A 20,862-nucleotide genomic window follows, 5' to 3' on the forward strand; every position below is an offset into this window, starting at 1 on the left:
TAAATGTAATATCAACCAGTTGCAACAATGGCTAGCAATCGCATTTTATATGTTATAAAGCTCACAGAAATTAATGTTAGGCGGAAACTACTTTATGGAACCAGATAAACTGGGCCGTTTTAAGGAGTACGGCGAATTCATCCTCCGAAAGATAGATTCTGTGCCCCAGTACCCTTCTAAACAAGAAGATTGGGTTCCAGCTAGTCTGGATGACTGTCTGCTTCGTTTGCGGTCAGCTGCCCAGAAAACTGTAGACCTGGCAACTTCACCTGTGAAAATTGGGGTGATGGGAGAATTTAGTAGTGGAAAAACTTTACTTTTAGGCAGTCTAATTGGATATGCAGATGCTTTGCCAGTCAGTGAAAACCCCACTACAGGTAATGTTACCGCCATACATATTATTCCGCAAGACGATTTTGCAACGACGCAATTAAGTAACTTTACGGTTGAATATCTTTCGCATGAAGGAGTACACGAGTGTCTACGCTTCATGCTAGGGGAAGCCAATAAACGAACAACAGCAGCAGGGCTTCCTCCAATACCAGTATCGAAACTCAACTCTGGCACGGATATTATTAGCTGGTGTGAAGAAGCATGGAATAGTAGTAACAATTTAGAGCTACGTTATTTACTCCGGGAGTTGGTATTATTCCTGCGAGCTTATCAAGCTTATGGGGAAGTTATGTGTAGTGGGCACTATCAAATTGATGCTACCACTGCCCGCGAGGGGCTACAGCTAGTCGAACAGCCAATGGCAATCCAAACTCTGAAATTTGAGGATCTACCGCCAGCGCACATCCGATTACCAAGTCCACCCCAGAGGCTACCAACAAAGTTATTGCAAAACAGTTTCCCACTGATCCGCCGCGTAGATATCGATGTCAAAATCTCACGGGAAATTTGGGATTTTGCAGACGCAGCTAAATTTATTCTCATCGACTTCCCAGGATTGGGGGCTGCTAATTCCGGGGCTAGGGATACCTTTTTGTCATTGCGAGAATTGGCAGAAGTACAGACAATTTTGGTATTGCTAAATGGTAAATCTCCTGGAAGCGATCGCGCCAATAAAATCTTCACGATGATGCAGCAGCAGCGACCAGGACAAGACCTGAAAGATTTAATTCTCGTCGGTGTGGGTCGTTTCGATCAACTACCTCTAGACAGCGAGGGTGGCGAAAGAGAACTTGACCATCTGATTGAAGATAGCCATTTAGAAGAGGAAACGGTTCTCCAAAAACTCAAAGTTCTGCAAACTACCATTGACGGTGCAGCAGCATTTACAACCCAAAAAGACCGCATCGTTTTACTGTCGCCACTGTTGGGACTGGCTGAATTGGCAAAGCGTTCTAGTACAGTCAAAGCAGGCTCACCAGAATTTTTAGCTAACCTAGACTATCCTGATTACCTAGACAGGTCTAAACGGCTACAACAAAAATGGGAGCTATTAAGTGAACGGCTGATAGAATCTAATACCCGTAGCTATTTAGGCAGACAGCTAGGTTACTTTAGTCAAGATGGAGGACTTAGTAAGCTGCGCGAATTGATTCAAACTCACGTAGCTAATCATGGTCTAAAGCAACTGCATGAAGATACTAAAAGAGCTGCTGATGTGGTGAGTCAGCAACAAGATCACTTGAAAGACATCATAGATGAAATTCACGAGCAAGGCATCCCCACAGGTGATAGCCCCGCTTTTATCGAGTTGCGCTTTGTGGTCGAAAGCTTAGATAAAATTTACAGAAATTTCCAAAAAGATTTAGGAAAAGAACCACTCAAAGACCGGCGCGGTGTTGTTGTCAGCGATGTAGTGAAAGACGAACTTACCTTTAGAATCCTCAATTGGAACCAGTGGACTTTACTCTTCAACAAAGCCAATAATGGAGCGATCGCTCTGGCAGAATCTAAAGGTGCAGCGGGGAAATTATTCGATCGGGGAAACCGCGTAAATACTTCCCTTCCAACTAAGAGCGATGATTTTTATCCAGTATTTGAGAAAACCGTTAAAGAAGTAGAAGATTTTGCCCGCGATCGCATCCAGCAAGCCGTGGTAGATTTGTTGAGCCAATTATCAAATCATATCGCCCTAGAACGCGAACAATTGCAGGCATTTTTCCACCCAGAAATGGAACAAGAAATTGAAGAAAAATTTGGTTTTGAAGATGCCGATCTCTTTTACAAATTATTACTAGGATGCGACCCTAACGAATGGAAAGAAGCAATTATCGCCGAAATCAGTAGTAAAGACAAAACTGTTGCACCCGAAATTATCTTTCCTTTAGCACGTCAAGACGACAAACACAACGTTGGTCAAATCTTTGATTGGGCACCAGAGAAAAGCCAAGGCTTACCAAGATCGAGCAATCACCAACTTTTAGTACTGCGACTGCGAGATGAAATTACTGCTAGCGCCAGCCTCCATCTCGTGCAGTATGTTAGCGAAGTTAATCAGCAAATTAATTCCGAACTAGAAGGTATTTTGGATCAAATTATTCCTAGTCTGCAAAACCTTTCAAAAAAAGAAACTTTGCTAAGATATTTGGCGGCTGGGGAATTGCCATCTGAGATTCAAATTCCTACTTGGTTGCAGATTATTTCCGAAATGGCGGCTGTTTCTCCCTCAGACGATTTGGATTTGAGATGACGCGATCGCGTCGAGATATGAGGATGTATTTGTGAGACGTGATGCGATTTTTTATACAATTTTTAAGCGTGTCCCAGGATTGTTTTTTGAGTTAGTAGAACAACCATCGCCTGAAGCTGCTAGCTATTGCTTTGAATCAGTTGAAGTTAAAGAACCAACATTTCGGATTGATGGGGTATTTTTACCTCCACCGGATGCAACCTCTCAGACGATCTTTTTTGCTGAGGTACAATTCCAAAGAGATGAGTTACTGTACCATCGGTTTTTCTCCGAATCCATGCTGTATATGTATCGCAACCCATCGCTTTACGATGACTGGTACGGGGTAATTATTTTACAGTCTCGTAGCTTGGAACCGGAAAACAGCACTATTCATAGATCGTTACTGAACAGTTCCCAAGTACAACGAATTTATTTAGATGAGTTAGGTAGTCCTGATGAGCAAAAAGTAGGTATCAGTTTGATGCAGTTGACTATTGCCTCAGAGACTCAAATGGTTCGGGAAGCGAAACGTTTAATTGAGCGGGTGCAACAAGAGCAGATAACTGTCTTGGCTAAGAAGGAGATAATAGATGTAATCACAACAATTGCAGTTTATAAATTCGCAAACTTAAGTCGTGAAGAGGTAGAAGCAATGTTAGGAGTTAAGTTAGAAGAAACTAGGGTTTATCAAGAAGCTAAACAAGAGGGACGAGAAGAAGGACGAGAAGAACTAAAACTTGAACTTGTACCTCGGTTCTTAGCTCGTGGTATGTCGATGGAAGAGGTTGCCCAGTTACTTGATTTAACTATCGAACAAGTAAGACTTGCAACTGAACAAGAGTCTTCAACATCAACTTAGTAACTACCCTAATTTTCATAGCAATGCCTAGTTTGAGCTACGTCTACGTCCTTTCATATAAAAGCGTAGGCGTAGATATCGTGCCAAATAAAAAAGCCAGTGCTAAAGAGAATCAGCGGTACAAGACCAAAAATTAAAAGTTTTTACCACAAGGATTTTCTAAATTTGTAATTTTATGATAGAACATTACAGTTTTTAGCCAGCTATAAAATAAACAACAAAAAGTGATACTATAATGAACCCTTTTCAACTCAACAAATATAGCGATCGCGAACCAAGCGAGAAACAACAAAAAAGATTTCCGGGATGGTTTGCTTTAGATTTTGGTACGTCGAATTCCACAGTTACACTCTTCGATCCAATTGAAGTACCGATCGCAGAAATTTTACCCAAAGAACAGGAAAATCGGTTGCGCGATCGCTTATCGCAATGGCTCAGTTCTCCCGCCTCAGTGGCTTTACCGGATGTCAGCACTGATGATTGGGCGAAGTTTATCACAGAAATTAGCAAAAATTTGGAGATAGAACCCAGCCGATTGAGTGAAGTTTTTGAAAGTGATAATAAAGAGCGATTTTTGGAAGCAATTCGCCAAATTGAACTTTCTTTAGGGAACAGCGAGAGATTCCGCCGGGCTGTCAGCAAAAAACTTTATCAAATCTATCATGAGGTGTTCCGCGTCCCTACCCTAGAATCGCAAAATCTGATCCCAGTTGTGCTGGATATCGATCGCCGCGATACGGAAATTCCCAGCGAGTCGGAAATTTCCCACTTAGGGGATTTAAAACTGCGGATGGGTAGGGAAGCTAGAGATAACCGAAAAAAAGCGATCGCTCAAGGTACAAGCGGTTCTTTAAAGGAAATTATCAGCAGGTTTCACCATTCACCCAAACGCTATTTTGGCCAGGAGCGATCGTTTTCAGTTATTTTGGATGGCGAAGAAGAAACAATTACCGCTAACCAGTTAATACAATCTGCTTGGGCGCATTTAATTGAGTTAACTGAAGACTACCGCCAACACGCACGACGCAGATTTTCGGAAGGAGATTTTTTAACAGCAGTTGTCACCTATCCCACTGTCGCCCCTCCAGTCGTTCGTAAGGAAGTTAGGGAATTAGTTGAGCAGTTGGGGATCGACGATGTGCAAACTGCTTATGATGAAGCCGTTTCTGTAGCAATATTCTTTTTATGGCGAGAATTTGGCGGTAATCTCAACATTGGGATTGAGTCATTCAAAACCCGTTGCCGTCAAGTAGGAAACAAATGGTCACAAAATGTCCTCGTCTTGGATATCGGCGGCGGAACTACAGACTTAGCTTTAATTGAACTGACATTAGAAGATAAAACCCCAGCTTTTGCTGATTATGAAGACCGAGGTTTAGGAGGACGTTACTATAAACTTACCCCCAAACTATTAGGATCATCTGGTCATTTACAGCTAGGCGGTGAGTTAATTACACTGCGAATTTTTCGATTATTAAAAGTTGCGATCACAGACTTTTTATTGACAGCAGTTACAACAGGTGATATTGAAAATGAAAAACTAGAAGACTTAATTAACTCAGAGTTAAATGAGCGTTTCTTAGAACAAGGCAAATTTAAAACTGGCAGTCTTTTAAGATGTCTAGATAGAGAGAATCCTGAAGGCGATATTTCTTACAAAGATGCTCTTGACACTGCCGAAAAAGTATTACCTACCCGTTGGCAACAAGCACCCCAACGTCTGCAATCCTTTTATATTCTCTGGGATTATGCAGAAGCCGCCAAACTTAAACTTGGGCAAAAGCCACCAACAGAGAATTCTCTATTAACCTTCACACTTTCTGAGCAGCAAATTTCCGAATTGCTCACTCAAAGCGCCGTTAAATTACAAGTTACAGATCCAAATAACATCTGCATCACCCTAGATAACCAGCAATTTGAACGAGCCGCCGCATCTGGAATTAAAGAAGCGATCGGGATTGCCAAAGGATTAATGGAAAGTCGTTTGCGTCCCGATGATCTCACCAAAGATTCTTGGAATTCCCAAAAAGTTGATTGGTTAATTTTGTCTGGTAAAACTTGTAATTTAGACATAGTACAGCGCCAAATCTACCAAGAATTTAGTAAGTCTCCATATTTTGTCTGGAATCCAGAACGGATTACTTTTGTGTTGGAATTTACCAAGCTAGCCACCTCCGCCGGTGCTTGTTATGCCGAAAAACTACGAAGATTAAGATTCGATCCAGAAGAGTCTAAAAGCTTGCTGCGTAAGGGAGCAAACCAACTAGAAATTGATGTCAAAAACCTGTTTTATTATTTACCTTGCAACTTCAAACGCAAAACCCAAAGCAACGATTTACTAACTATATTCAAAGCTGGACAAGAACTCTATCAACTCGCACCTTGGGAAACTGTCGCCAAAGTTCGTACTCATTGGCAAGGCATACAATTAACTAACATTATCTATCGTCAAGATTACGAAGAAGGAGATTTACGATTATGGGGAAGCTTTGACGGAAAAAACCTCATGAATCAACTGGAAATGCCAGAAGCAGAGTTTCTGAAAAAAATCAAAGTCCAGTTTGAGATTGACCAAACCCTCGAATTTAACGTATTGCTTTGTCAAGGAAATCCCCATTATTTAATTGATATTTCTGGTATTGATTTAGAATCGGTAGTTTCAGAAACATCAGCGCTATTTGCTGATGGCAAATTAAACTGGAATATTGCTGTAGAAGGCTTCAATAAAGACTTAAATGATGGTGATATTGCCGTCAATGTTATTGAGTCAGCAACTGTAGATCAACCAGATGCCTATCATCTTGTATTTGAAGTTGGAAATGATGGTAGTAAAACATTTCACAAATTTCACTATTTGCGCGATGGTGTGACGCAACCAGGAATTGGGTTAATTAGTAATCCCTTACCGTCATTCCCACAAACTGGACAGCACACCTTCTATGTTTATCAAACAGATGCCGAAACCAACAGCAAAAAATGGATAAGAATTGGCGCACTCAGTAAGCCAGATGTAACCACAGATTACCCTTGCCAATATCGTGTAACTTTAGACGATCGAGGTATTCTAAGGATGCATGCCGGTGAAGTGCCTTACTGGACATCACAAAATCAAGAATGCTTGAAGCAAGAAGGATGTGTTTATCGTGCTGAATTAGAATTGCAACCTAATGAAGTTGACAAAGAACGCGATCCCTTTTGCGGCATACATTAACTCTTGCATTAAACCTTTGCGTTCCTCTGCGCTAACCTTCTCTGCGAGACGCTTCTCTTTCAGAGACGCTAAAGCGAACGCGAATGCATTCCTCTGCGTTGAAAAAAATTAATATTTTTAAACGCAAAGGGGCGCAGAGGTTTGCCAAGTTTTATTCGCTACGAAAATATTTGGAGGTGATATTTATGCAGCACTTGCGTCAATTATTAGAGATAGAAAACTCAGAGTTAGCCCAATTACTGCGGTTTAGTTTGTATGGACTAGAGGCTACTTTGAATCAGGCTCGCGCCGAATTTCCACTAGATCCAGGATCTAAAATATGCGATGAGGTGCTGCAAGAACTTCATAGTCTGTTGCAACCTGAACTCCCACAGCAAAATACTGGTTGGGAAGATCCGCCAGATGAGTTAAAACTAAATCACCTTCGAGAAGCTTTTAATTCTGACTCAGAACTTAGTTATTATCTGGGTAATTCCAAACTGCAAAGCCAAACAGACTCAGATTTGTGGAATGAAATTCAACGCAAACTGCTGCGATTACCAGAGGATTTAGCTGCATCTTGGCAACAGCGCACCTTGGATCTGGCTCAAGAAGTTGGTGCGATCGCAGATAATTCTAATCTCTTTCAGCTTCCCTTTATCCGCGACGAAATTATCTACCCTGGCCTTAGTGGTACTGTTCAAACTCAGGGATTGACCTTGTATCAACAAGCACTTTCAAATTCCCAAATTATCCAAGGAAATGCATCCGATTTACCAGCAGCATTCCTATTTTTATATATGAATTTTATTGAAGTAGACCCAGATTTACATCATGCTTTAAAGAGCGTTTTTAGTTTTGATGTCATTTCCTTACACTCTAAACCAGAACAACGCGATCAATATATTGATGCATTAAGCGATCGCTTCCAACGCACCCAAAAAGCAGAAAAAAACACCGATCCCGTATCAATTCTCCGTGCTTGGATTGATATGGACGAGGCTATACATTCCCTAGTATTCGTACCACCCGCTGAACGCTATTCTTGGTGGGGAAAGCTACAACATGAATCACGGCGTATCCTGAAGAAAGTCGCTGATGAAGCGATTAATGCAGGTAATGAAGTGCGAATTCGCCAATTATCGGGACTTTATGCAGATATCTGTGCTTTATCCAAGGATGACTTACAACTCGACTGCGGTGGTATTCCTGGCGAAGTCTTAACTTGTCTTCGGGTATATGCGCGAATTAATCAAGAAGAATCTCCAGGGCGTGTAATATTTCGCTCATCACGCTAGATGCTAGCAACTTTTATAATTCTTGAGATTATGAGGTAAGGCAGACAATTTTACTAATCCCCGCCTTGCCTCATAATCTAATGAAGGTAAAAACGTTTAAATTTAAAGGATGCCCCAGAAGTGTAAAATCCCTTGACCAGAAAACACTTCAAGTGCAACGGCAGATAAAAAACCAATCATTGCAAAACGACCGTTCCAGTTTTCGCTCTGAGGAGTAAAGCCCCAGCGCAAAGCATTAGGATCTTCTGAAACTGAAGGCGTAGTCTTCTTAAGGTCTGCCATAAATAATACTCCGAGCTTTTATGTTGTAACAGTTATAACTGCCTGTAAAGTAATGTAACAGACTTTTACGAAAATGCAACATAAACTCAATATAAAATTTACTAGTATATATTACGGGTGCGTAATTTTGTGTTAGTAGATTTGCGTGTAGCCATTCAGGAGGAAATTAACTTTTGCTTGGTCATTTCTATGCTTTAATAACCAATGCTGAACTAAACTATGGCAAAAAGAAATATTAATAAAAATTTGGATATATGGCAGAAGTTCTTCATTTTACAGGGTTTATCAAAGGAGTGACCTCTAAAACTTACTTGGATGATAATTTAAGTAAAATTAATTTAGATGTATTTGATGTCAATAAAGAAAGGGGTTATGGATTAATCAAGTCACCTACAACTGAAATTGCTTATTCAAAATGGGTATCACCTAAGAGAACCAGAAGTTATCCATTTGCCAGAATTTATAATACATATAATTCCTCGAAAGTTATAACTATTATCCCGGTTATTAAAGATGAGGGCAAAGATGGCGATATAGATAAAATTCAATCCTCTACAATTTCTTGGATGAATTTGCTTAATATCTATATAGATAGTACTTGCTTATTATGAAACAGCAAAAAAAAGTACTAAAAAGGGACAAATAAATAAGAATAAGTTAAGTAATCAGAAATTTGCTAATGATTTTGTTAAATTTCAAATCAGTGAGATATTAGCATATCGCCAAAGCGCACTTCATTGGAATAAGAATCTATTTGAAGAAAGATTTACACAAACTTTTGAAAAAGCTCTAGATTCTTATGATTCTATTTTTCATCAAACTGGAGTAATAATTCACTCACGAGAAGGAGCAGATAAATATTTACATAAAATCAGAGAAGAGTTTGAGGAATTTAAGAATATTTCTCTTAAAGGTTCTCAGAGTGCTAGTAAGAGAGAAGCGCTGACTTCTCATAAACTAGAATATTTAGTAGATGGATTAAAAGCAACTTTTAGTATTGAAAACTATCTTGGCGGAATTTACTATTTGACTCCTGATGAGATAATATTCGAGAACAACATGTATATTATACAAGAGTCAAAAAATACTTCAACAGCATCTTTGCCAAAGCTCCCTGATATTCAAGATGGTTTATTCAAGCTAATTTTATTTTCTAATTTAGATTCTTTAATATTGAACGGTGAACCAGTATTATTTGTTACCAAGTTAAAACTTACGGGTAACAACGTTGTTGGTTCTATCGTTTTTCCAGATGCGTCTCTAGAAAACCTAGAATACTTTTTAGAAGTTAATATTAAAATTTTTAATACAAATCAAAAAGCAATTATAAAAAAATTGGCTTTAGAAGCTCAAAATAATCATAAACTTAAAATAGAAATATCCAGTAATTTTTAAACATTATAATCTTAATCTTAATTATGATTAAAAGTCCTCTCCGATATCCTGGTGGTAAGTCGAAAGCAATAAATCAAATAATTGGATATTTACCAGAAAGCTTTTCGGAATTTCGAGAACCTTTTGTAGGTGGTGGTTCCGTATTTATTTATTTAAGACAAAAGTTTCCCAATCTCAAGATTTGGATTAACGATTTAAACCGCGAACTCTTCTTATTCTGGAAATTTGCCCAATCTGATATCACTCAGTTAGTTAAAGAAATTCGCCATATTAAAATAAAGTCTACAGATGGCAAATTATTGTTTTCAGAATTGACTAGTGTAGATGTCAATAAATTATCTGATTTAGAAAGAGCCGTTCGTTTTTTCGTACTCAATAGAATTTCTTTTTCTGGAACTGTAGAATCAGGTGGTTTTTCCCAAGAAGCTTTCCATAAAAGATTTACTGATTCTTCAATAGAACGACTCGAAAAGTTAGAAAATATTTTGTCAAAAAACGTCCAAATTACTAATTTAGATTATAGCCATCTATTAAAATCAGAAGGAGAAGATGTATTTATATTTTTAGATCCACCATATTTTCGTGCTACGAAATCAAAGCTATACGGTAAAGATGGTCACTTGCACACTTCTTTTGAACATCAGAGATTTGCTGAACTTTTGCAACAATGTCATCATCGCTGGTTAATTACCTACGACAACTCAACGCAAATTCTAGAAAATTTTCAATGGGCTAATATTTCAGAGTGGGAATTACAGTACGGCATGAATAACTACAAACAAAGTGCTGCCGCTAAAGGAAAAGAGCTATTCATTACTAACTATGAAGTTCAACGGAATTTAGACAAAATCGCATCTTCTATTGCATAGTTCAGCAACCACGGTACTGCAAACTGCTGCGGTTCTTGAGGTGAATGAGTCCGTTGCCAATCAATGGTTCGCCGCAATGCTTCATCTAATGACACAATTTCCTTATATCCCAATTCTTGACGGATACGAGTTGAGTCTACAAACCAATCTTGCTCTGTATTACCAGGCAATTTCAACTCTGATGGTAACTGGCTTTTGGGTACGATAACAACTTTACCCTGCCATCCTGCTATTTGCCCGATTTTGGTTATGCGTTGAGCTTCGGTAAGTGCTTCTACATCAGCGACATGATAAATGCGACCAGTTGCGCGTTCGTTTGTTGCTGCTAGTGCGATCGCATACGCTACATTTTCTACATAGCCATAAGAGCCACGCCATCGAGCGATATTATCTTCCAAAACAATCGTGAGACGGTTATCATCCATTCGCTGAAGATAGGAATACAGGCGATGTAGGATATCTCTGGAACCATATACCATTGGCAAGCGTATAATCGTTCCAGGTAAATTGGATGTCATCACCACCTGCTCCACCAGAATCTTTTCATAATCAATTGGCACAGCGATCGGTCTAGAGAGCATTTCCCGGTATGGATAGAGTTGTTGGCGCAGAGGCGAATCTTCGATAAGTGGTACAGGCACAACATCAGATTCCTTACCCCAAAGCACATCGTATGCACGATACACATCTATACTGCTAATCGCAACAACACGCTGGGCAATATCCTCAAATGTGTTCGTTAGAGTTAATGCATCTTGTTCGTTATAGGCAATCATATCTACCACAACTTGAGGCGAAAGCTGCCTAAACTGGCTTTTCATCTCCAAAAGATGGGAGCGATCGCCCAAAATTTCATGTACATCTGGTGGTAAGTTAGCTGTAGTTTTTCCTCGATGAAATACGCTCACTTCATGACCCATTGCAATCAGTTGACGGACTACAGAAGGGCCAATAAAATTTGTGCCACCAATTATGAGTATTTTCATTTTGGTTTCCATCCATTACTGTTTGTCGATATTAGAGTGGTTTGCAGATTAAATAGATGCAGATGTTTTCAAGATGATACTGTCAATTAAACCGTAAGCTTTTGCTTCTTCGGCACTCATGAAAAAGTCTCGTTCAGAATCTAGTTGAATCTGCTCTGATGATTTACCAGTATTGGCAGCGAGTATTTTGTTAATTAATTGGCGGAAATACAAAATTTCTTTGGCTGCAATTTCAATATCAGATGTTTTTCCCTGAACGTCTCCTAATGGTTGATGAATCATAATCCGAGCATTTGGTAGAGCATATCTTTTACCCTTAGTTCCAGCGGCAAGCAAGAACGATCCCATTGAAGCAGCAATACCGATGCATACAGTACATACTTCTGAACGAATTTGATTCATGGCATCGTAAATAGCCATTCCTGCTGTCACCGAACCTCCAGGACTGTTAATATACAATGTGATATCTTGTTCTGGATCTTCAGCATCAAGAAATAGCATTTGTGCAACAATCAAGTTAGCTGTATCATCTGTAACTTCGTTTCGCAAAAAGATAATTCGCTCTGCAAGTAAGCGTGAATAAATATCTAATGCTCGTTCCCCTCTTTCTGATTCTTGAATAATCATTGGAATGCTGAGTTGAATTTGAGAATTCATATTTGATATCTCCAAGTAAGATAAAATATTCATTAAAAACCATGTTTTTAATAAAATGCTTAGGGTATTTTTTGAAGAAACTAGGATTTTTATAACTCCTCAAAGATTCCCATCTCACCAAGACGAATTGTAATAATCTCAACGGACGTAATTGCTTTGTGAGGGCCATTCTGGGTATGAGCAGGCGTAAACCAAAATGTTCCTGCTTTGCATTCACGCCCAGCAGTTTCAATCGTTCCCTTCAGGACATAAACATATTCATCACAAGGATGATAGTGAACTGGAATCACCGTGTCAGCAATCATTTGTAGTTTATGAATTGAACCTTTTGGCACTGGTTCAGCTAATGTCAATAATTTTGTACCTGGAACAGGCTGAAACTCAAACCAAGTTTCAGCTTCTGTCTCAACAAAAGTTTGTTTATTCATATTAAATTTTCCAAAAGCTCAATTTAATTTAGCTTTGCTAATACTCGTCCAACGACAAATAATAATGTTGCCAAGCTTGAATTTAAATGTAGATATTGGCGTGCAATATGTGAATTTCCGCTTTAACTGGTGCAATCTGTGACTAAGATTTGCGGTAGTTTTTCATGCAAACTGTAGTTCCATCCACCATTGAGAAAATAACTAAGAACGATACTATCTAATGCCTCATATCTACCAACTGGTATTGCAAAAAATACAGTGCTGCGATTATTTGGTATTACTGTCTGCATCCCTGCCTTGGACTCATGCATAAATTTGCCTTGCCACGGTTGGGAAAGTTCCATTGGTTCATTGAGCTTGATGGCTTTTTGAATCAAACCTTTATGTTCGAGTAGAAGTTTCGTACCCCCGACTACGGGTTGGATTGTCCAGGTAACAACTGAAGGCTGGCACATCATACTGTCTTGCCAAGTGAACGCCAGTCGTCTTGGCTCATCGAGTTCAATTACCTGACAGTCTATGTCTCCCTCCAGCCCTGGCAGTGTCGAATGTACAAATCGGAATTTGTGTCCTAAACGCGGCTCAAAGTCGTTTTCCATTAACCATACTGCCAATGCCTGACGGTTAGTGAGTACCTGCCAAACCCGTTGGGGAGGATAGGGATAAAACACTTCCATATTTAATCGGAGCATCAATTTTCCTCCAAATAATTGCCAAGGGCATCGAGTTTTTCTTGCCAAAACTGCTCGTAATGAGCAATCCATTCAGATATCTGTTTCAATGGCTCCGGGTTTAGCCGATAGAAGCGCTGTCGCCCTGCTTTTCGCATTTGTACTAAGCCTGCTTCGCAAAGAATCTGTAAGTGCTGAGAAATAGCTGGCAAGCTCATGGCAAATGGCTGGGCTAGTTCCTTGACTGGTTGCTCACCATTACGTAACAGATCCAGTAGCGCCCTGCGTGTGGGATCTGCGATCGCCACAAAAACATCGGCACTGGCAGCAGGTCTACTCATTCCTATTGACCATATATTTAAGCAAACGCTTAACTATTTATAGAATACATAAGTAATTGCTTAAATGTCAACTCCTAAGAACAGCAAAAGGTTGGGATTTTAGTTTCCCAACCTGGCTGCTACTTTCTCATTTTTCGGTAGGATGGCTCCCATACCTACAAAAACCTTAGCGATGGCAACTTCCCCAATTCCTGCTCAAGAATCCTCTGTTAGCTGGTATATTCTGTTGCAACAATTAATAGATGGGCAATCATTGTCTCGTACTCAATCTGCTGAATTGATGCAAGGTTGGCTCAGTGAAGCGGTTCCCCCAGAATTATCAGGGGCTATATTAACAGCGCTGAACTTTAGAGGCATTTCTGCCGACGAATTGACTGGCATGGCGGAGGTATTACAATCTCAATGTTCCCCACTCAGCCCTCAGAAATCAACATTTAGCACTGTAATAGACACCTGTGGCACTGGTGGAGATGGGTCATCAACCTTTAATATTTCTACAGCTGTTGCTTTTGTTGCCGCTGCATCTGGCGTACCTGTGGCTAAACACGGCAATCGTTCAGCTTCAAGTCTCACAGGGAGCGCAGATGTATTGGAAGCCTTGGGTGTAAACTTAAGTGCATCTAGTGAAAAAGTACAAGCAGCACTACAAGAAGTGGGGATCACTTTCTTGTTTGCTCCTGGTTGGCATCCAGCACTCAAGGCGGTTGCATCATTACGGCGGACTTTGAAAGTGCGAACAATTTTTAATTTGCTCGGGCCGTTAGTAAATCCCTTGCGTCCAACTGGGCAAGTGGTGGGCTTATTCACTCCTAAGCTTTTGGCGACTGTTGCCGAAGCTTTACAGAATTTGGGCAAGGAAAAGGCGATTGTGTTGCACGGGCGAGAAAAACTTGATGAGGCTGGGTTAGGAGATGAAACTGATTTGGCGGTGTTATCAGACGGAGAAGTACAGTTAACTACTATTAATCCCCTAGATTTAGATTTAACGCCTGCTTCCATAGGTATGCTTCGGGGTGGAGATGTCCAAGAAAATGCACTGATTCTCAAGGCTGTACTCCAAGGTAAGGGAACTCAGGCGCAACAGGACGCAGTTGCCTTAAATGCGTCGTTGGCGCTGCAAGTAGCGGGTACGATCGCATTCCTCGATCACGCAGAAGGTATTAAAATAGCTAAGGATATCCTACAAAGTGGGGCTGCTTGGACGAAGTTGGAGCAGTTAGTTGAGTTTCTGGGGAATTGATTTGCGATCGCAATTGCGGGCGAAACTCTACGACATTACGCTTAATGGTGACATCATAATTACCAAAAAAGTCATGTCCTAGAAGCCCGGTTTCTAGTTCCGCACCTGCGATCGCTACTGGTATTTTATTCACTATTACCCCGCCAACTGCCATCGAATTAACATAGCCCACAGGAAATTCTACCGCTCTGGAACTCGCGGTGTTTGCCTTAGCTTTTCCCACTGTGACGATTCCCAAAGCATTAGCCATCTGTTGGGTAATGACAGTACCACTTGCTCCAGTATCCACAATCATCTCAAATTGTTGTTGACCATTAAAAGTGACTTCCACAATTGGCGTACCACCAATTCGCCTTTTTATCGGCGCTGTAAATACTGCTTCATCGGGAATCACCACTGCTGATGACGGCAAACCTGGCTCTGGTGATAACGGTTTTGTTTCTCGTGGAGGTAAGGTGAACTTTGGTATAATTTCTCTCTGGGGAACAACAACGACTATTTTATGAGGTTCTCTAACTGCAACAGGGCGAGGATTAGCTTGCTGTTGGGCATATTTAACTTGGCGACGATATTCCGTAATTTTGGTTTGAGCGATCGCAAATTCTGGGCTTTGTCGCCGTACTCTTTGCATCAGCGCGATCGCCTCCTGGTACTGACTCGCCACCAACTTCCAATCATCTGGAGATTGAGCCGATTGGCTGATACTCCAAGCGCCAACAGCTTTGTCTCGTCCAATCTCAAAAAGACTTGGTTCACTTTCAAACGGATCTAGCGGTTGCGCTTCTGGAGTAGCTGCGGGTGTTACTGGTTCAACAGCAGGCTTTACTGATGCCAGATCCCCAATTGGCGTGGGTTGCTCATTGCCACCAGTCGCAGTGTTCCGTTTGTCTTCACTACAGGCAACACACAAAACAGCTAGAGCGCTTGATACAAAAATTAGGGTTGCACGGGATAAAAAAGACTGAAGCATAATTAATTTTAGCTAATTCGCCGTAAGTCCCCCACTCAATTCTGTACTAAGAATTCAGTGGCGGCATATAAGGCGGACGGCGACGATTCCATCTTTTTCCTCTTCTCACAATTGGGAAGCCCGCACTGTACCGTTTGCGTAGCGTCTCGCAGAGAAAGTCAGTGTGGGTAGTTCACTTTTAATTAACTATCCTAAAAACTCCCAATTGCTCAACTCATGGGATAATTAACAATCGCAGTATTCGGGAATAGGGAATAGGGAAAAGTTTTCCAATGCCCCATACCCAATTCCTCATGCCCAATCCCCAATCTATCACCTATGCCCCTGACTGACGCAGCAATCCCAGCTTTACTTGTCCTAGCAGATGGAACCACTTATCGCGGTTGGTCTTTTGGTGCGACGGGAACCGCGATCGGAGAAGTAGTGTTTAACACTGGCATGACAGGCTATCAAGAAGTCTTGACTGACCCTAGTTACCGCGGTCAAATAATCATTTTTACCTATCCTGAATTGGGGAATACTGGCGTCAATCCTGAAGATGAAGAATCAGAGGGGCCCCAAGTGCGGGGTGCGATCGCCCGCAATATTTCTCACCGTCCAAGTAACTGGCGATCGACAGAATCCTTACCTGACTATCTCAAACAAAACCAAGTACCAGGGATCTACGGCATCGATACCCGCGCCCTCACCCGCAAAATTCGGATGTTTGGAGCGATGAACGGTGGCATTTCTACAACCATTCTCGATGAAGCGGAATTGCTAGAGCAGGTACTAGCAGCTCCCAATATGGCAGGATTGAATCTGGTTCGTGAAGTCACCACCCCGACAGCTTATGAATGGGCAGATCCCACAATTCCAGCTTGGGAATTCAACTCTGAAGCTGCGGAAAATCTTGGGGAACCCTTTACCGTTGTTGCTCTTGACTTTGGCATCAAACGTAATATCTTGCGTCGCTTAGTAAGTTACGGTTGTCGGGTGATTGTTGTACCTGCTGATACACCACCAGAGGAAATTCTTAAATACAATCCAGATGGTGTGTTTCTTTCTAATGGGCCTGGCGACCCGGCTGCCGTCACTGAAGGGATTGCAACTGCCAAAGCACTCCTGTTAAGTGAAAAACCCATCTTTGGTATTTGTATGGGACACCAAATTTTAGGTCATGCACTAGGGGCAGAAACCTATAAACTCAAATTTGGTCATCGTGGTTTGAATCAGCCTGCCGGCTTACAACAACGGGTAGAAATTACCAGCCAAAACCATAGTTTTGCTATTGATCCAGATTCTTTACCTACGGCAGTTGTAGAAATCAGCCACCTAAATCTAAACGATCGCACCATTGCCGGGGTACGTCACAAATCTCTACCTGTGTTCTCCGTACAGTATCACCCAGAAGCCAGTCCTGGCCCCCACGATGCTGATTACTTGTTTGAGCAATTTGTTCAAGCTATGCGAACAGCCCGTCAACCCCTCCGGGGAATTCAAAATTAAAAATCCAAAATTCAAAATGAAAGATTTATTTTTGAACTATGCATTTTTAATTTTGAACTGGAGCAAAAAGCAAGAGTCAAGTTGTCCTATCTGAGATTAAATAAAAATAGCAAAATGCAAATGGGGGATTAGGGACTGGGGACTAGAGAAAAGTTTCCCAATCCCCAGTACCCAATCCCTAATCCCCTATTCCAGCAGATTGTAGACAATTTGCTCAAAAACCATCTATACTTGAGCGTTCACTTTAACTCATGAGGAGGGAATTATTGCTGAGCCACTGAATCTAACCGTTAGCCTGAGGGGCACTCGTGAAGTCCGGGATAACTGTCAGCTATTCCGCCTCACAGGTTTGTTAGATGCTTTTTCTGAGCCGACATTTCGCAAGACACTTGGCAGCAAGATTGACGAGGGCCCTAAGCACATTATTTTGGATCTCTCACAAATTGACTTTGTTGATAGCTCTGGCTTGGGTGCTCTAGTGCAGTTAGCCAAGCAGGCTCAAACTGCTGATGGCACTTTGCAAATTGTCACGAATGCCCGCGTAACTCAAACGGTCAAGCTTGTTCGCCTAGAGAAGTTTCTCTCCCTGCAAAAATCAGTTGAAGACGCTCTAGAAAACGTCAAGTAGTCTTGATTACTTGACCTGAGAGTTAAATTTAGCTATCCAGATTCAAGATCGGATAGCTTAATTTTTAAAACTTCTGGCAGAAAACCTCTCTCCTTGTGAGAGAGGCGCAAAGCCAGTTGAGCTATTATGTTTAAAGTTGAGCAATAACTAAAGATATAAATACCCAGTTCTTGGATATGTAATCATTAGCTAGAATATCGAATAAACAATCAAGTCTGAGAAATTTGTAAGAAATACAAAGCTAGCAGGTTTCTCTATAGGTAAACTTGACTTGATGCTGTATAGTGAAGAATTGTCACTTCCTAAGTAAGCATGGCAATCCGATCGAATAAAAGGGTGAATTTGATGTCCAAATTTTACCCTATCTTAGGCATACACCACAAGAAGTAGGCGAAATTTGGTTTATGGGCATTGACATCAGGGTGATTTAAAATGCCAACTCTCAATCAAAAAGATGAAATTAGGAAGTAATTTTGATAGTATTGATTATGCTAAGTATACTATCACGGCATACTTCAGAAAAATCAGTCTTTGCGAAGAATGCCTGCCAAATGTAGCCCGTCAAGGAATGATTTATTTGTGAAGTCACAGGAGGAAGAGCTATTAGATGAACAAGATGAAACTCCTAAACAGAGTTTATCTTGGAATCAAGCACTCTTGGCAACCACAGCGCCATTCCAACAGATTTCTCTCTCACAAGTGCAAAAAATTTCTCCTAGTGCTTTAGCATATTTGGGGGATGCAATTTATGAGTTATATGTTAGAATTTTCTATCTGCTGCCATTGCAGCGGTCAGGAATTTACCATCGTCTGGTAGTGGAGCAGGTAAGAGCGGAAACACAAGCGCTACATTTGCGATCGCTGATTCCTCATCTCAGGGATACCGAATTAGAAATTGTCCGACGGGGTAGAAACGCCGCAACAGGACGCCCTAAGCGACTTAATCCCGAAATTTATCAACAGGCAACTAGTCTAGAAACTTTAATAGGCTACTTATATCTCACCGATTACCAACGTCTAACCGAACTGTTGCAAATACTTCATCTAGAAAAAGAGTGAAAACTCAATTTCATCGTAGCTACAACACTAGATTAGGTGCAAAAAATTGAGGTAATCGGAACGATCAACCATACGCTATATCCATAACTCAAATGCAGAATAAACCCAGAAAAGTCAAGACTTCTAGCGAACCAAATCGTGGACAACCCGTAAAAATTAAAGGTAAACGTGTTGTTACTAATCCGACTCGCAATCCCAGAAAAATAGATAGCAACCCTATCTCTGTTGCTAATCCGGCTCGCAATCCCAGGAAAGTAGATAGCAACCCCATTTCTGTTGCTAATCCAACTAGCAATCCCAGGAAAGTAGATAGCAACCCCATTTCTGTTACTAATCTGACTCGCAATCCCAGAAAAGTAGATGGTAACACCATCTCTGTTGTTAATCCGAATCGCAATCCCAGGAAAATAGATAGCAACCCCAGCTATGGCAACTCCCGACAACGAAATAATAACTTCTCCCAGCCGTCTGTATCTACACAACCGATAGAAGAAGATAGCGATCTCATCTACGGTCGTCATCCCGTGTTGAGTGCATTGCAAAATCAGCGCAATCTCAACCGGATCTGGATTACTACCCGTCTGCGCTACGATCCCAGCTTTCACCATTTTCTTCTGCAAGCGAAGGAAAATGGCACAGTTATTGATGAGGTTGAACCCAAGCGTTTAGACCATCTTACTAACGGGGCCAATCACCAAGGTGTGGCGGCACAAACTGCTCCCTATGCCTACATCGAATTGGCGGATCTAATGGAACAAACTAAATCTGTAACCGATCCCGTAATTGTCGTAGCTGACGGAATTACTGATCCCCACAACTTGGGAGCAATTATTCGCACAGCCGAGGCAATAGGCGCTCAAGGATTAGTGATTCCCCAAAGAAGGGCATCTGGGATAACTTCTACTGTGATGAAAGTGGCAGCAGGTGCTTTAGAAAATTTTGCTGTAGCTAGAGTTGTCAACCTCAGCCGCGCCTTAGAAGAATTAAAAGAAGCTGGCTTTTGGATTTATGGTACTGCTGCAAGTGGCAGCGAACCTGTGCATACAGTCAATTTCACTGGGCCAATCGTTTTGGTAATCGGCTCAGAAGGTGAAGGTCTGGGTATGTTAACTCAACGCTCCTGTGATTTTTTAGTATCGATTCCTCTACAGGGTAAAACTCCCAGTCTGAATGCTTCTGTAGCAGCGGGTATGGCGCTTTATGAGATTTATCGGCAGCGATCGCTAAATACGCTGCACTTAGATAAATTGCAAAAATTCTCTTTGAAAAAATAACAGTAACAGAGTATAAAGAAATGTAAAAGATAATAAAGCTGCATATCGTTTAACACCCTGTAGCACGTTTATAAATCGCGAAAACCATGAAAACCATTTGGCATAACCTCAAGGAAGTGTTAATTAACACATTCGACTACATCGGCTTGGCTTGGTGGGTAGAGATTGTGACGCAGAATCCCCGCTGCACGTACTACTTCGGGCCATTTCTAAGTTCTTCTGATGCCAGATTCTCAAGCATTGGATATATAGAAGATTTGGAGCTTGAAGGAGCTACGGGAATTACTGTGAATGTCAAGCGCTGCAAACCTAATACCTTAACAATAGCTGACGACTTGGGGGAAAGATTTGACCGCAAAGTACAGCCTGCCTTTGGCGGTCAAATTTAAGTTAGGCCAGAGAATAAATAGGATACGGGGATGTGGGGATGCGGGGACACACAAAGAAGTCTGTAGCAAGATTCCGTGGCTTTTGCCGAACAGAACTTCTCCTTTGAAGACGCCGCGCGTCGCTTGCGTCCCGTAAGGAAGAATACGTAAAGACACAGAGAATTCTTTCACTGCGTCACCCTGTCACCACATCTTCCCTTTCCGTTTATTCTTCG

20 protein-coding genes are annotated in these 20,862 nt (G+C 41.3%); 13 read left to right on the top strand and 7 right to left on the bottom strand.

Annotated features, from left to right (window positions below; genetic code table 11):
• Positions 1 to 94: 94 nt before the first annotated feature.
• From HWQ44_RS30565 to HWQ44_RS30580, 4 genes are all read left to right on the top strand, one after another.
• Positions 95 to 2,641, top strand: coding sequence for a proteasome protein (locus HWQ44_RS30565; protein ID WP_292725788.1), 2,547 nt, complete (start codon positions 95 to 97; stop codon positions 2,639 to 2,641).
• Between the two features lie 31 nt (positions 2,642 to 2,672).
• Positions 2,673 to 3,482 carry an Rpn family recombination-promoting nuclease/putative transposase gene (locus HWQ44_RS30570; RefSeq protein ID WP_292725789.1) on the top strand — a complete coding sequence of 270 codons (810 nt, stop codon included), beginning with the start codon at positions 2,673 to 2,675 and terminating at the stop codon, positions 3,480 to 3,482.
• 235 nt (positions 3,483 to 3,717) lie between these two features.
• Complete coding sequence (locus tag HWQ44_RS30575) at positions 3,718 to 6,693, top strand: molecular chaperone (protein WP_292725790.1); 2,976 nt, start codon at positions 3,718 to 3,720, stop codon at positions 6,691 to 6,693.
• Between the two features lie 185 nt (positions 6,694 to 6,878).
• On the top strand, positions 6,879 to 7,970 hold the full coding sequence (locus HWQ44_RS30580; RefSeq protein WP_292725791.1) for a hypothetical protein: 1,092 nt from the start codon (positions 6,879 to 6,881) through the stop codon (positions 7,968 to 7,970).
• A gap of 102 nt (positions 7,971 to 8,072) precedes the next feature.
• On the opposite strand, the gene HWQ44_RS30585 is transcribed toward HWQ44_RS30580, so the two are convergent.
• Entirely contained in the window at positions 8,073 to 8,252 is a 180-nt protein-coding gene (locus HWQ44_RS30585; protein ID WP_292725792.1) for a high light inducible protein, read from the bottom strand.
• Positions 8,253 to 8,506: 254 nt separating this feature from the next.
• Here HWQ44_RS30585 and HWQ44_RS30590 point away from each other — a divergent pair, with 254 nt between their 5' ends.
• The 3 genes from HWQ44_RS30590 (at position 8,507) to HWQ44_RS30600 (ending at position 10,516) form a co-directional block, all read left to right on the top strand.
• Positions 8,507 to 8,863: a hypothetical protein gene (locus HWQ44_RS30590; RefSeq protein WP_292725793.1), complete on the top strand. Its 357-nt coding sequence runs from the start codon at positions 8,507 to 8,509 to the stop codon at positions 8,861 to 8,863.
• A gap of 415 nt (positions 8,864 to 9,278) precedes the next feature.
• Positions 9,279 to 9,647: a hypothetical protein gene (locus HWQ44_RS30595; protein ID WP_292725794.1), complete on the top strand. Its 369-nt coding sequence runs from the start codon at positions 9,279 to 9,281 to the stop codon at positions 9,645 to 9,647.
• Between the two features lie 23 nt (positions 9,648 to 9,670).
• Positions 9,671 to 10,516: a DNA adenine methylase gene (locus HWQ44_RS30600; protein WP_292725795.1), complete on the top strand. Its 846-nt coding sequence runs from the start codon at positions 9,671 to 9,673 to the stop codon at positions 10,514 to 10,516.
• Here the strand turns inward: HWQ44_RS30600 and HWQ44_RS30605 are convergent.
• From HWQ44_RS30605 to HWQ44_RS30625, 5 genes are all read right to left on the bottom strand, one after another.
• Positions 10,477 to 11,502: an NAD-dependent epimerase/dehydratase family protein gene (locus HWQ44_RS30605; protein ID WP_292725796.1), complete on the bottom strand. Its 1,026-nt coding sequence runs from the start codon at positions 11,500 to 11,502 to the stop codon at positions 10,477 to 10,479. The genes HWQ44_RS30600 and HWQ44_RS30605 overlap by 40 nt on opposite strands.
• Positions 11,503 to 11,550: 48 nt before the next feature.
• Entirely contained in the window at positions 11,551 to 12,159 is a 609-nt protein-coding gene (gene clpP / locus HWQ44_RS30610) for an ATP-dependent Clp endopeptidase proteolytic subunit ClpP (RefSeq protein ID WP_292725797.1), read from the bottom strand.
• An 89-nt stretch (positions 12,160 to 12,248) separates the two neighbouring features.
• Positions 12,249 to 12,587, bottom strand: coding sequence for a cupin domain-containing protein (locus HWQ44_RS30615; RefSeq protein WP_292725798.1), 339 nt, complete (start codon positions 12,585 to 12,587; stop codon positions 12,249 to 12,251).
• A 122-nt stretch (positions 12,588 to 12,709) separates the two neighbouring features.
• Complete coding sequence (locus tag HWQ44_RS30620; protein ID WP_292725799.1) at positions 12,710 to 13,279, bottom strand: SRPBCC domain-containing protein; 570 nt, start codon at positions 13,277 to 13,279, stop codon at positions 12,710 to 12,712.
• A complete protein-coding gene (locus HWQ44_RS30625; protein WP_292725800.1) occupies positions 13,279 to 13,599 on the bottom strand; it encodes a metalloregulator ArsR/SmtB family transcription factor in 321 nt (106 codons plus the stop codon). Before HWQ44_RS30625 ends, HWQ44_RS30620 begins: the two co-directional genes overlap by 1 nt.
• 172 nt (positions 13,600 to 13,771) lie before the next feature.
• Between HWQ44_RS30625 and trpD the strand changes: the two genes are divergently transcribed.
• Positions 13,772 to 14,839 carry an anthranilate phosphoribosyltransferase gene (trpD, locus tag HWQ44_RS30630; RefSeq protein ID WP_292725801.1) on the top strand — a complete coding sequence of 356 codons (1,068 nt, stop codon included), beginning with the start codon at positions 13,772 to 13,774 and terminating at the stop codon, positions 14,837 to 14,839.
• On the opposite strand, the gene HWQ44_RS30635 is transcribed toward trpD, so the two are convergent.
• Complete coding sequence (locus HWQ44_RS30635; protein WP_292725802.1) at positions 14,769 to 15,809, bottom strand: retroviral-like aspartic protease family protein; 1,041 nt, start codon at positions 15,807 to 15,809, stop codon at positions 14,769 to 14,771. The two genes, trpD and HWQ44_RS30635, sit on opposite strands and share 71 nt — an antisense overlap.
• A gap of 318 nt (positions 15,810 to 16,127) precedes the next feature.
• On the opposite strand from HWQ44_RS30635, the gene carA reads away from it, so the two are divergent.
• The 5 genes from carA (at position 16,128) to HWQ44_RS30660 (ending at position 20,647) form a co-directional block, all read left to right on the top strand.
• Positions 16,128 to 17,297 (top strand): glutamine-hydrolyzing carbamoyl-phosphate synthase small subunit, encoded by a 1,170-nt coding sequence (gene carA, locus HWQ44_RS30640; RefSeq protein ID WP_292725804.1) that lies wholly within the window; start codon positions 16,128 to 16,130, stop codon positions 17,295 to 17,297.
• A 262-nt stretch (positions 17,298 to 17,559) separates the two neighbouring features.
• A complete protein-coding gene (locus HWQ44_RS30645) occupies positions 17,560 to 17,925 on the top strand; it encodes an STAS domain-containing protein (protein ID WP_084227153.1) in 366 nt (121 codons plus the stop codon).
• A 579-nt stretch (positions 17,926 to 18,504) separates the two neighbouring features.
• Positions 18,505 to 18,984 carry a ribonuclease III domain-containing protein gene (locus HWQ44_RS30650; protein WP_292725806.1) on the top strand — a complete coding sequence of 160 codons (480 nt, stop codon included), beginning with the start codon at positions 18,505 to 18,507 and terminating at the stop codon, positions 18,982 to 18,984.
• A 92-nt stretch (positions 18,985 to 19,076) separates the two neighbouring features.
• Positions 19,077 to 20,258 (top strand): 23S rRNA (guanosine(2251)-2'-O)-methyltransferase RlmB, encoded by a 1,182-nt coding sequence (gene rlmB, locus HWQ44_RS30655; protein ID WP_292725808.1) that lies wholly within the window; start codon positions 19,077 to 19,079, stop codon positions 20,256 to 20,258.
• An 86-nt stretch (positions 20,259 to 20,344) separates the two neighbouring features.
• Positions 20,345 to 20,647, top strand: coding sequence for a DUF1816 domain-containing protein (locus tag HWQ44_RS30660; RefSeq protein WP_292725810.1), 303 nt, complete (start codon positions 20,345 to 20,347; stop codon positions 20,645 to 20,647).
• The last annotated feature ends 215 nt before the right edge of the window (positions 20,648 to 20,862 follow it).

Origin of the sequence: Nostoc sp. JL34 (assembly GCF_017114945.1) — a bacterium.
GTDB lineage: Bacteria > Cyanobacteriota > Cyanobacteriia > Cyanobacteriales > Nostocaceae > Nostoc.